The organism is Rouxiella sp. S1S-2, assembly GCF_009208105.1.
In the GTDB taxonomy this organism is placed as follows: domain Bacteria; phylum Pseudomonadota; class Gammaproteobacteria; order Enterobacterales; family Enterobacteriaceae; genus Rouxiella.
Genome location: NZ_WFKL01000001.1, coordinates 1283309 through 1295615, shown reverse-complemented (window position 1 = coordinate 1295615; position 12307 = coordinate 1283309). Strand labels below are relative to the sequence as shown.

Here is a 12307-nt window from a genome sequence, read left to right as displayed (position 1 = left end):
TTTTTTAAGCGAGAGGGGGAAACTGGCCGAGCTGCATAAACACCCCAAACCAGTCCTCAAGATGCCAAGTGGTCGTGACGCGTTCGCCATTAAGACGATGAAATTCATGCAATCGAATGCTGACAAATTTCCCCGTGGGTTCGATGCCCATAAAGCTTCCTTTATGTGTACCGGTAATTTCAGCACGAACTGCAATCTGCCCCGGAACCTGAATCAGGTCGTGAATAACAATCTGAACATCAGGAAAAGCGGCCATAAACGCTCGAATAATAGGCTTCAACCCTTGAGGGCCGGGTGCCTGGCCGGGCGCGAGCGGAATATCCTCCCAATCAGGCGTTACCGCTTCATCAATCAAGTCGGGATTTTGCAGGCTAAAGGCCTGATAAATCTTTTCAACCGCCTTCTTCTCCGTAATAAGACGCTCTGTGGTTTCATCAAACGCTGACATCTTTATATTCCTCTGGCTGAATGTATTTTTATGTGGTTAATCTGAACTACGCAGCAAGTATCACATTCGAATCAGCCATAATTGAAATAAGAGATCTATATAGAGGAATATACGTTTTATGGATTTTAAGGGGCTAGACCTGAATCTTCTGGTTGCTTTCGACGCGCTGATGGAGGAGCGGAACGTGACCCGCGCTGCTCTCAAAGCCGCCGTCAGCCAGCCGGCGATGAGTGCGGCACTGTCGCGCTTGCGAACGCATTTTGCCGATCCGCTGTTTATTCGCAGCGCCTCAGGGTTGCTTCCCACCGCTCGAGCAAAAGAGATCGGCCTACATGTTTCAAAAGCACTTAATGAATTGGCCAACCTGTTGCTGCCGGATGAAATCTTTTCTCCTGAAGGCATAAAGACTTCTTTCACGATTGGGATGTCTGAATATCCATTAATGGTATTACTGCCGGGTATGATGAAAGCCATTAATCAGCAAGCACCGGGAGTGACTGTTCATATAAGAACCTTCGTCGATCGCGATGAATCGGTTTCACTGCTTGATGCTGGAAAAATTGATATGGCTGTCGGCATTGCGCCGTCGCAGGCTGAAAATAGAATATTATCGCTTCCCTTATTCAGCGATGAATTTGTCACCTTGGTCAGAAAAGACAGTGAAGCTGCCAAAAATGGCATGACGTTAGAAACCTATCTCAGCATGGGCCACATATTGGTTTCACCGGAAGGTCATCACTATGGTTTGGTTGATGAACAGCTTAGGAGTCAGGGCCTGAGCAGAGAGCTTCGGCTGACGGTGCCAACCATGTTTGCCGTCGCCGAGGTAGTGCAACAGACAAACTATGTGGCAACAGTTTTGAAACGAAGCGTTTTAATCAGTGAGAAAAGTGACAAGGTAGTGATGTTCAAACCGCCGGTCGATATGCCCGAGATTCTATTTCATCTGCTGTGGCATAGACGCTCCACTGACGGCGGTGCACAAAAATGGCTGAGAACGCTGATTTGCGCGCAGTCCGGTGAACTAAACTAAGCCCTCTCATCCCCTTCTCAGGAGAGAGGACTCATAGGACGCTATCGGAGATTTATTCAGCCGGGTGATGCTTCACCCAATGATCGGCAATTTCCTGTCGTTTACAAACCCATACGCGGTCGTGAGACTCTACATAATCCAGGAAACGCTGCAGGGCGCGGAACCGGCCTGGGCGACCCAAAATACGGCAGTGCATGCCGATAGACATCATTTTTGGCGAAGTCTCACCTTCAGCATACAGCACGTCGAAGCTGTCTTTCAGGTAAGTATAAAACTGTTCACCGGTGTTAAAACCCTGCGGCGAGGCAAAGCGCATATCATTGGTTTCAAGGGTATAAGGGATAATCAAGTGCTGTTTTACTTCGCCGGAGTCGAGTTTAACCGGCGTCCAAAATGGCAGGTCATCACCATAATAGTCGCTGTCATACTGAAATCCGCCCTGCTCGGCCAACAGCCTGCGAGTGTTCGGGCTGTCGCGTCCTGTGTACCAGCCCAGCGGCTTTTTGCCAAACAAGTCCTCAATGATCGCCACAGCTTTTTGCATGTGTTCAGCTTCCTGCTGTTCACTCATGTCTTGATAATGGATCCAGCGCCAGCCGTGGCTTACTACGTCATAGTCTGCCTGCTTGATAGCCTCGACGACCTCGGGATTACGCGCCAGCGCCATGGCTACGCCAAATATAGTTAACGGCAGGCCGCGTTTCACAAACTCCTGATGGATACGCCAGAAACCTGCGCGTGAACCGTATTCATACAGTGAATCCATCGACATGTGGCGGTCAGGGAAGCTGGCAGCGCCGATAATATCGGAAAGAAATTGCTCCGAGCCGGCATCGCCGTGAAGAACATTATTCTCGCCACCCTCTTCATAATTAAGCACAAACTGCACGGCAATGCGGGCGTTGCCCGGCCAATTGGCGTGTGGAGGTTTGCCCGCATAGCCAATCAGGTCACGAGGATAATCGCGGGTAAAACTATAATCGATATCAGACATTGTTTTCTCTGCTTGTCGCTAGTTATTGAGGTCTGCAAAACGGCCTGAGAGCGGCTTAGGCAGGGGGTAATCGAGATCGCCAAATTTGCTGGTGGTCAGGCGCAGGGCGTGCAGTGATTCAATCAGGCGCACCGCGGCGCTTACACCGTCAATCACCGGAATGCCCAGCTCGAGAGTCAGTTCCTGTGCTAAGTCGGCCATGCCACCGCAGCCGAGCACAATGGCACCGCTGCCGTCGTTTTGCTTAGCCTTGATACACTGTTCACGCACCTTTCGTTGCGCCATTCCGCTGCCGTCGTCGAGCGAAAGTACCGGCAAGTCGATAGCGTGGAGCGCGGCGCAGTGGCGCTCAAATCCATACTGATGCAGTAAATGGCGAGCGATCACCAGGGTGCGCGGCAGCGTAGTGACAATCGAGAATCGAGTCGCCACCAGCGTGGCCATATGCATGGCAGCTTCGGCAATCCCCACCACTGGCGCACGGGCAAGCTCACGCGCCGCCAGCAGTCCGGGGTCACCAAAACAGGCAATAATATGGCCATCAACTCTGGCCTCACGCCCCGCTTTTACCTGCTGCAAAACGCCGAGCGTGGCAATCGCTTCATCAAAATGTCCCTCAATCGACGGCGCACCTTCCTCGGGACATACGGCCAGGATTTCGGTTCCGGGCGATGCCACCAGACGGGCAGTTGCCGCCATTACTTCCGTCATGCCAAGACTGGTATTAGGATTGATTAGCTGTATACACAGAGATGACCCCGTCATCAGTGCCCCTCCTTGACATTGACCTGCGGCACCGTGATGCCGGAAAAAATTTGCGCAAAGTCGGGCGTTGGCCCCTCACTGCTTTCAAAACGCAGACTGGCCACAATATCGTCAAAATGTTGCGCCATTTTTTCGGCCAACGCCGCAGCGTCGCGCTTTTTCAACAATGCCAGCAGGTCGTCGTGATCGTGACAACGACAACCCTGCTGCCACGGTGCTCCCCAGGCGGCTATCGCCAGCGAGGAGCGTAACGTCAGCTGAGAAACGGTTTCGGTCAGCACTTTATTGCCGGAGATAGCCTGTAGCTGAACGTGAAAAGCCGCAGAAAGGCGGATTGCCGCCGGACCGTCGCGATCCTCATGGGCTTTTTTCTCTTCATTCACCAGTTTCTTCATCGCAGCCAGATGAGGCGACTGACAGTGCGCCACCACGTGGGTCATATTGGCGCACTCGAGAATTTTTCGGGTGGTAAACACGCTGCGTGACTCTTCAGCGTCCGGCGTAGTGACGTGCGCACCACGTTTGGGCAACAGCGTCACAAGTTGCACTGCGGCAAGGCGTTGAAGAACGCGACGGATACCCGTGCGGCTGACGGAAAATGCGTCGGCCAGCGCTTCTTCAGGCAATTTATTACCGGGTAACAGCGTGTGCTCGACTATCGAACGCACCAGTGCGTTGTAAATATGGTCATCCTTATCCTCAGTAAAATAAGCCGTATTCAGGCCGTTCCAGCTGGTCATCATCACTACTCCGTATACCGAACACATAACTTATCGTATACATGAAAATATTTTTTTGTATACAAAAAATGAAATTTGGCCTAATTCCTGCACTGCACATTTGAATGATTAATTTTTTGGAAAGCCGGACATCGGCTTCCCCCTATTTCAAATGTTGTTTATGACAGGAGCACGATCTATGCCAAACCAGGAAAACAGCTCTGTTGCTGACCCTCACCTGAGTGCCGGAATTATCAAACCGCACTACAGCCCCAGGTTATGCAATGATGATTTGGCACCAACCCGCGATCAGAACTGGAGTTGGTACAACATCTTTTCCTTCTGGATGTCAGACGTACACAGCATGGGAGGTTACGTTGTTGCCGCCAGTTTCTTCACCCTCGGGCTGGCAAGCTGGCAGGTACTGATTTGCCTGCTGTGCGGCATTTGCATCGTGCAGCTCTGCGCCAATCTGGTGGCAAAACCCAGCCAGCAAGCGGGCGTACCTTATGCGGTTATTTGTCGTCAGGCCTTTGGCGTGTTTGGTGCGAATATTCCGGCGGTGATCCGCGGTCTGATTGCCTTTGCCTGGTACGGTATTCAAACCTATCTGGCCGCCAGCGCGCTGATGCTGGTGATGCTCAAGTTCTTCCCGGCGCTTAATCCGCTGACAGTGCCACACTGGCTGGGTCTTTCTGCATTGGGCTGGATTTGTTTTGGCGTGATGTGGGTACTGCAGGCAATGGTGTTCTGGCACGGCATGAGCGCGATTAAACGCTTTATCGACGTGGCGGGCCCGGCTGTGTATGTGGTGATGCTGATGTTGGCTGGATGGATTGTATACAAAACCGGTCTGAGCAATATTTCATTTACCCTGGCAAGCAAATCTTTGTCTGCGGGCCAACAAACCTGGGAGATGATTACCGCAACGGCGCTGGTGGTGTCTTACTTCTCTGGTCCGCTGCTTAACTTTGGGGATTTCTCTCGCTACGGCAAAAGCATGGGCGAAATCCGCCGCGGCAACCGTTGGGGCCTGCCGTTTAACTTCCTGCTGTTCTCGATTGTTACTGTGGTGATTGTCTCCGGCACACAGTCGCTGTTCGGCACCATGATTACCGACCCGATTGAAACCGTAAGCCGTGTGGGTAATAGCGTTGCCGTTGCGCTTGGCCTGCTGACGATGATTATTGCCACTATCGGCATCAATATTGTTGCCAACTTCGTCTCCCCAGCCTTTGACTTCTCCAACTGTTCACCGCAAAAAATTAGCTTCCGCACCGGCGGGATGATTGCGGCGGTAGGTTCTGTTCTGCTGACGCCGTGGAACCTGTTCCAGTCGCCTGAGCTGATTCATTATACCCTCGACGTGCTGGGCGCGTTTATTGGACCGCTGTTCGGCATTTTGCTGGTGGATTATTATCTGATTAAACGCGGACATCTCGACGTGGATGCTTTGTTCAACGACACGCCTTCAGGTCGTTACTGGTATCGCAACGGTTTCAACCCGAAAGCCATTGGCTCACTGTTGCCGGCGGTGGCGATTGGCCTGCTGATTAGCTTTACGCCAAGCCTGCATCAGGTGGCAAACTTTAGCTGGTTTATTGGCGCATTTTTATCGGGTGGATTCTACCGCTTTATCGCACGACACGACCGCGCGGCGGCGACGTCAATGAACTATGTGAAGGCCGAACTGGGTAAAGAGTAGTTTCTGGAAGGATAAAAGCAGCGAAGCCCTGATTCATTGCTGAATCAGGGCTTCTGAATGTGGCGGAACGGACGGGGCTCGAACCCGCGACCCCCTGCGTGACAGGCAGGTATTCTAACCAACTGAACTACCGCTCCACTTTACTTCTTTTTACTGCCGCCCCATGTCACTGGAACGAGGCGAATATTACGGTTGACCAATGATTCCGTCAATGCTTTTTCTGACAAATAATTCTATTTGCTCAGTATTTCCGCAGGGCGATTAAATTGGCGTCGCATAATTCGGCATTTCATTCTGACTGTGTTTCCGGCGGTGCCGGACGCCACAGGCAGGTACCTCCCTTCTTCATGACCAAATCCAGACGCGTTTCATGCGCGCTCAACTCTTCATCACTCGCCATCAATACCCGTAATCCTGAGGCGGGACGCAAAATCGGCTGAATATCCAATCCGTCGGCGCCGGTATTTTGCTCACCTTCGTGGGAAAACTTCATCAGCGTCTGCCCACCGGTCATCATTAGATAAACTTCGGCGAGGATTTCGGAGTCAAGTAAAGCGCCGTGCAGCGTTCGCTTGCTGTTATCGATTAGATAACGATCGCTGAGCGCATCAAGGTTGTTGCGTTTACCGGGGAACAGCTTGCGCGCCATGAACAGGCTATCGGTAATTTTACAAAACGTTTCGGTTTTGGGAAGGTTGCGCCCCAGCATGCCGAACTCGTAGTCCATAAAACCGATGTCAAAGTTCGCGTTGTGAATCACCAATTCGCCGCCGCGAATATAGTCCAGGAAGTCATCGGCGATTTCAGCGAAAGTCGGCTTATCGGCTAAAAATTCGTCACTAATGCCGTGAATACCGAAGGCTTCGGGATCCACCAACCTGTCGGGCTTGAGGTACACGTGAAAATTACGGCCGGTCAAGCGCCGGTTGATAACCTCAACGGCACCGATTTCGATGATGCGGTGTCCTTCATAGTGGACGCCCAGCTTATTCATACCGGTAGTTTCGGTATCGAGAACAATCTGTCTGGTAGGTGTTGTTAGCATATTGCAGTGCTCATAGCGCTCGTTTATGTCAGACTTGGCTTTTACATTCTGATGGAAGAGTCTACCAGAGATGCGCAAACAGGTAGAAATTTTCACCGACGGATCTTGCCTCGGCAATCCGGGACCCGGTGGTTACGGCGCAATATTGCGCTATAAAGAGCATGAAAAACCGTTCAGTGCCGGTTATCGACTGACGACCAACAACCGCATGGAGCTGATGGCGGCCATTGTTTCGCTTGAGGCATTGACCACGCCCTGCGATGTGACGCTGAGCACCGACAGCCAGTACGTGCGCCAGGGGATCACGATGTGGATCCACAACTGGAAAAAGCGCGGTTGGAAAACGGCTGATAAAAAGCCGGTGAAAAACGTCGATTTATGGAAACGCCTTGATGCAGCGATTCAGACCCACACCCTGAACTGGATGTGGGTAAAAGGTCACGCCGGTCACCCGGAAAACGAACGCTGTGATGAACTGGCGCGCAACGCTGCCGGTAATCCAACGCTCGAAGACGTAGGTTATCAGCCAGAAAAGTAGCCTGCACGACGCCGAGTTAGTCATCGTGCTCTTTACGGTAGCTTTTATTGGCGCCGACCGGTTGTGCTATAGACTGTCGGCGTGCGGGCATTTTTTTAGCGGTAGGCTGCAGCGGCAGCGTACGCTTTCTTGCCACAATCACCGTCATGCAGCCCAACGCCGGGAGGTGGGTGCTAATCATGCGTCCACCCTGCTTATGCCACGGTAATACCTGAAATCGTGATTTAAACATGACTTCATAATTGAGCAGGCTCAGCCAGTCAATTAATCTTGTCTGGCTGAACATGCGGCTGCTAAACGGCTGGCGCTTGCGTAAAAAGGGGATGCATTTCCCAATCCCCAATACGCTCAGCGGCGCAAATCCACTGATTACCAGCCAACCATCATCTATCAGCACCCGGTCAACCTCGCGCAAAATACGGTGCGGATCGGTAGCATAATTTAGGGTGTGGCACAGCAGACAGGCGTCGACCGACTTCTGTTCAAACGGCAGAGAGTAAGGATCACCACGAACGTGCACCTTTTCTCCCTCCGGTGCAACGTTAACCTGATGCGAAATAGTGCAGTCTTCACTATTGATTTCAGTGCTTAAATTGCCAATTTTAAGTAAATGAAAGCCATACAACTTGCTCCACCAAGGTTGCAGTTGTTCTTCAAGCGCGGCACGGTAGTAATCACCACGGGGAATATCGTCCCAGGATGAAGGCACCACGAGCTTTTTGCGAATATGTGCTGACTTCATGATTTTTTTTCAACTTTCAGGCAAGTGCTTAACAGGAGTTTGTGATGAATCTTATCAGTATTCCGGCATTACAGGACAACTACATTTGGTTGCTTGACGACCAAAATGGTCATTGTGTGATCGTTGATCCGGGCGAATCTGCGCCAGTGCTTGAGGCATTGGCCGCACGAAATTTAACCCCCTCAGCCATCATTCTAACTCACCACCATGGCGATCACGTCGGTGGCGTTAGCGCAATTGTTGAGCAATTCCCTGCTGTAAAAGTGTACGGACCTGAAGAAACTTTAGACAAGGGGGCTAAGATAATTCTTAAAAACGGTGATGAGGTCGAAATAGGGGGGGTAAATTGGTCGATTTTTGCTACACCCGGGCACACTCTTGGTCACATTTCATACTACAGCGCGCCTTATCTTTTCTGTGGCGATACGATGTTTTCTGCCGGATGCGGACGTTTATTCGAAGGCACTCCACAGCAAATGCACCAATCGTTTCAACGCTTAGCGGAACTTCCTGACGAAACCCTTGTCTGTTGCGCGCACGAATATACAGTCTCAAATCTTAAGTTTTCACGCTCAATCATGCCAGACGATTCCGATATTTCAGCACATGAACAAACCGTGCTGGATAAGCGCAAAAATGGGCAATCATCCCTGCCTACAACCCTCGGTTTAGAACGTAAAATCAACCTATTCTTACGCTGCCATGACATTGATTTACAAAACAATTTAAACCTTAACGAAAGCATAACGCACGACTGGCAGGTTTTTGCGCTTTTACGCCAGCTCAAGGATAGCTTCTGAAGCTTTTAGTTGTCTTTTTTGGCGTGGCAAAGTAGTATTGCTCGTCTTTTAAGCAACTATGACACACACATGAAGGCTAAAGCGATTATCTTCGCCTCAGTGTTGCTAGTGGGTTGCCAGGCGTCCAGGCAGGACGTCAAGGTTCCAGAACAGCATGCACAGAGTTTGTCTTCGGCAAGTCAAAGTGAAGCAGGAGAGTACACAGACGATGGTCAGTCGACATCGGCGCAGTGGTTAGGTACGAGTGACCCCAATGCGCAAAAGAATCTGTGGAACTTCATTGGCGACGAGCTGAAGATGAAGGTTCCGGATAATTCCCGGATCCGTGAGCAAAAAGTAAAATATTTGAAACAGAAGAGCTATCTCCACGATGTAACATTACGGGCAGAGCCGTACATGTACTGGATCACCGAGCAGATTAAGAAACGCAATATGCCGATGGAACTGGTACTGCTACCCATAGTGGAGAGCGCTTTTGACCCCAAAGCAACTTCAGCAGCTAATGCCGCTGGGTTATGGCAGATTGTGCCAAGTACGGGTCGCAACTATGGTTTGAAACAAAACCAGTGGTATGACGGTCGCCGCGATGTTGTGGCATCGACAACTGCTGCGCTTGATATGATGCAGAGCCTGAACAAAATGTTTGGCGGCGACTGGTTGTTAACCATTGCAGCTTACAACAGCGGTGAAGGTCGCGTGATGCAAGCGATTAAACAGAATAAAGCAAAAGGTCGACCGACTGACTTCTGGTCACTGGCGCTTCCTCGTGAAACGTCGATTTATGTACCCAAGATGTTGGCGCTTAGCGATATTCTTAAGCATAGTAAAAAATACGGGATTAGCTTACCGAAACCTGACGAAGACCGTGCATTAGCGCGTGTCGAAGTGGGCCAACAGATGCAGTTAACTCAGGCGGCTGAGATGGCAGGCATGTCACTGACTAAGCTTAAATCCTTTAATACCGGCTACAAACGTAATGTCACGGCCCCTAACGGCCCTCATTACATTGTGTTACCCAAGGCGCATGCCGACCAGCTTAAAGATTCCCTGGCTGATGGAGACATCAGTGCGGTTCAGGAAACAAGACTGGCCAGCAACAGCACGTCTGGTGCAGCTTCTTATAAGGTCCGCTCCGGCGATAGCCTGACAGGAATTGCAGCCAAACTGAATGTGAAGTCCGGTGACTTACAGCGTTGGAACAATTTACGCTCGGCGAGCGTGTTAAAAGTTGGGCAAACCCTGCAAGTGGCAGACAGCGGCGTTAACGGTATCAGCAACGGCAGCATTACGTATCAGGTACGTAAAGGCGATTCGTTGTCGAGCATTGCCAAGCGCAATGGCGTGAACATCAAAGATGTGATGCGCTGGAACGCGGGCATGGACAGCCTTCAGCCTGGCGAAAAGCTTACGCTATACGTCAGCGGCAAGCAGAGCCCTGATAGCTGATACAGCCTTGTAGCCTTTGAAAAGCACCCATTGGGTGCTTTTTTTTCTTCTCAAATACATGCTACTGCCATGAAATAAATAATTTTTCCCATTTGCATTCAATCTTAATAATCTTTTTCCGCCGTCATATATTCACGTAAAAATAACCTGCCGTTCCTAAACTCTCGCCTTCAATAACTCCACTCGTCAGCCAGGAAATAACACCATCATCGACCGTCCTCTTAAAGAGTGAATTAAAAATCACAACTAAAAAATGCAGAAGATAATTTTATGAAAACCGCAACTAATAGACTCAACGTCTATAATTACCGCTATTTCTGTGATTTGAGTCACAAAATATGACATCTCTTTCCTTTGCTGTTATACCTTATAAGCGGTGAGAAGCAGACCAGACCTAGTGTTATGACATAAGGCGAAGGGATAAACAGCGCGATCGGCCACTATTTTCTCACCCATTTCAATACTGATTGGCCACCTTATTTTTCCCCTCCCCCTCTTTTGCAAGGACGTATTTGAAACACTAATAATAAACTAAAAAACAAGGTACTTATGACGCAGACAAATGAAGAAAAACGAGAAACACTCTCAGAGACGCGAGGGGGCGAAAATAGCGCTCCCGCTACGGTTGAAAATAGTGATAACAACAATTTTCTCAGCGCCGATGCGTTTCTCCTTACCGCCACGGGCATTGCCGCAATAGCCGGTTTCCTTTACGGGTATGACACAGGGATTATTTCAGGCGCTCTGCTGCAAATAACTCACGATTTCTCTCTCTCAAATCATGCGCAAGAGTTAGTGACCAGCGCCATTCTAGTCGGTGCAGTTATCGGTGCACTCTGCTGCGGTAAACTCTCAAGCGTTATCGGTCGCCGCTACACAGTGATGACGGTTGCGGCTATCTTCGCCGTCGGCGTTATCGGCTCTGGCCTTTCAGCCTCTGCTTTTTGGTTGGGCATGGCGCGTATTGTTTTAGGCTTCGCCGTCGGGGGAGCGTCGCAAATTGTGCCAGTATATATTGCCGAGCTGGCTCCACCTGAAAAACGTGGACGACTGGTGACCTTTTTCAATATTTCAATCGGTATTGGCATTCTGACCGCTGGCCTGGTAGGGGCATTTATGCAGGATATCTGGTCATGGCGTGTGATGTTTTCAGTTGCCGCCATTCCAGCATTGATACTGCTGGTAGGGATGTTCCCCATGCCGGAAAGCCCGCGCTGGTTGGTGGGTCAGAAGCGAACCAAAGAGGCGCGTATCGCGCTGAATATGGTGCGAGAAACTGACCGTGAAGTCCGCCATGAGCTTAGAAATATTCAAAAAGTGCATGATAAAGTCGAGCGTAAAAGCGTGGCTGGCTGGAAGGATTTGAAGCAACCTTGGATGCGCCCTGCTCTGATTGCCGGTTTAGGCGTTGCCGCCTTCACTCAGCTTTCTGGTATCGAGATGATGATTTACTACACTCCGACCTTCCTGACGGACGCGGGTTTTAGCCGGGCAGCGGCCCTGCACTCCGCGCTGGGCGTCGCGGTTATCTATCTGGTGATGACCATTATCGGCAAGCTGGTGGTTGACCACGTGGGTCGCCGAACGCTAACCCTGTGGATGATGCCCGGGGCGGTTATCAGCCTGTTCCTGCTCGGTCTGATGTTCATGCTTGATTCTAAAGGGCAGCAGTACGGTTGGTTGATTGTCACCTGCCTGTTTGCATTTATGGTGTTCAACTCGGGCGGTATTCAGGTGATTGGCTGGTTGCTGGGTTCTGAAGTCTATCCGATGGGCATCAGGGAAAAAGCCACCAGTTTGCACGCCGCCACGCTGTGGGGTTCTAACCTGCTGCTGACCGCCACGGCGCTTTCTCTGGTGGGTATTCTGGGGATTGGTGGCGCGATGTGGTTCTACGCCCTGCTTAATCTGTTGGGATTCCTGTTTATCTTCTTCCTGGTGCCGGAAACCAAAGGCCGCTCGCTTGAAGAGATTGAAACGTCATTGAAAGAGGAGCGTTTTTATCCTCGCCAGCAGAATAAAAATCAGAAAGGCATGAAGCAGGTTGATGAGATAGCGTAATCGACGTTGTA

Annotated in this window: 11 protein-coding genes, 1 tRNA gene and 1 pseudogene; 6 read left to right on the top strand and 7 right to left on the bottom strand. The window is 50.6% G+C overall.

The features are described from left to right. Positions 1–4: 4 nt before the first annotated feature. Positions 5–448 (bottom strand): ester cyclase, encoded by a 444-nt coding sequence (locus GA565_RS06005; protein WP_152197727.1) that lies wholly within the window; start codon positions 446–448, stop codon positions 5–7. Between the two features lie 118 nt (positions 449–566). Between GA565_RS06005 and GA565_RS06000 the strand changes: the two genes are divergently transcribed. Beyond that, positions 567–1481, top strand: coding sequence for a LysR family transcriptional regulator (locus GA565_RS06000; RefSeq protein WP_152197726.1), 915 nt, complete (start codon positions 567–569; stop codon positions 1479–1481). Between the two features lie 52 nt (positions 1482–1533). Here GA565_RS06000 and puuE read toward each other — a convergent pair whose 3' ends face one another. The 3 genes from puuE to GA565_RS05985 are packed head-to-tail and all read right to left on the bottom strand — an operon-like array spanning position 1534 to position 3980. After that, positions 1534–2475 carry an allantoinase PuuE gene (gene puuE / locus GA565_RS05995; RefSeq protein ID WP_152197725.1) on the bottom strand — a complete coding sequence of 314 codons (942 nt, stop codon included), beginning with the start codon at positions 2473–2475 and terminating at the stop codon, positions 1534–1536. Between the two features lie 18 nt (positions 2476–2493). Then, a complete protein-coding gene (locus tag GA565_RS05990) occupies positions 2494–3240 on the bottom strand; it encodes an aspartate/glutamate racemase family protein (protein ID WP_152197724.1) in 747 nt (248 codons plus the stop codon). After that, positions 3240–3980, bottom strand: a complete 741-nt coding sequence (locus tag GA565_RS05985) for a GntR family transcriptional regulator (protein WP_152201330.1) — start codon at positions 3978–3980, stop codon at positions 3240–3242. Before GA565_RS05985 ends, GA565_RS05990 begins: the two co-directional genes overlap by 1 nt. A 178-nt stretch (positions 3981–4158) precedes the next feature. On the opposite strand from GA565_RS05985, the gene GA565_RS05980 reads away from it, so the two are divergent. Continuing rightward, complete coding sequence (locus GA565_RS05980) at positions 4159–5664, top strand: NCS1 family nucleobase:cation symporter-1 (protein ID WP_152197723.1); 1506 nt, start codon at positions 4159–4161, stop codon at positions 5662–5664. Positions 5665–5724: 60 nt separating this feature from the next. Here GA565_RS05980 and GA565_RS05975 read toward each other — a convergent pair. Together GA565_RS05975 and dnaQ are read right to left on the bottom strand one after the other, a co-directional pair. Further along, positions 5725–5801, bottom strand: a tRNA-Asp gene (locus GA565_RS05975). A 152-nt stretch (positions 5802–5953) separates the two neighbouring features. Next, a complete protein-coding gene (gene dnaQ / locus GA565_RS05970) occupies positions 5954–6709 on the bottom strand; it encodes a DNA polymerase III subunit epsilon (RefSeq protein WP_152197722.1) in 756 nt (251 codons plus the stop codon). A 70-nt stretch (positions 6710–6779) separates the two neighbouring features. Between dnaQ and rnhA the strand changes: the two genes are divergently transcribed. Beyond that, positions 6780–7247, top strand: a complete 468-nt coding sequence (rnhA, locus tag GA565_RS05965) for a ribonuclease HI (RefSeq protein WP_055781109.1) — start codon at positions 6780–6782, stop codon at positions 7245–7247. A 16-nt stretch (positions 7248–7263) separates the two neighbouring features. On the opposite strand, the gene GA565_RS05960 is transcribed toward rnhA, so the two are convergent. After that, complete coding sequence (locus tag GA565_RS05960; RefSeq protein ID WP_152197721.1) at positions 7264–7989, bottom strand: class I SAM-dependent methyltransferase; 726 nt, start codon at positions 7987–7989, stop codon at positions 7264–7266. A gap of 44 nt (positions 7990–8033) precedes the next feature. Here GA565_RS05960 and gloB point away from each other — a divergent pair, with 44 nt between their 5' ends. From gloB to GA565_RS05945, 3 genes and pseudogenes are all read left to right on the top strand, one after another. After that, positions 8034–8789, top strand: coding sequence for a hydroxyacylglutathione hydrolase (gene gloB / locus GA565_RS05955; protein ID WP_152197720.1), 756 nt, complete (start codon positions 8034–8036; stop codon positions 8787–8789). Positions 8790–8858: 69 nt separating this feature from the next. Further along, positions 8859–10235 carry a murein transglycosylase D gene (mltD, locus tag GA565_RS05950; protein WP_152197719.1) on the top strand — a complete coding sequence of 459 codons (1377 nt, stop codon included), beginning with the start codon at positions 8859–8861 and terminating at the stop codon, positions 10233–10235. 546 nt (positions 10236–10781) lie between these two features. After that, positions 10782–12296: pseudogene (locus GA565_RS05945) on the top strand (sugar porter family MFS transporter); the annotation flags it as partial. Positions 12297–12307 lie beyond the last annotated feature (11 nt).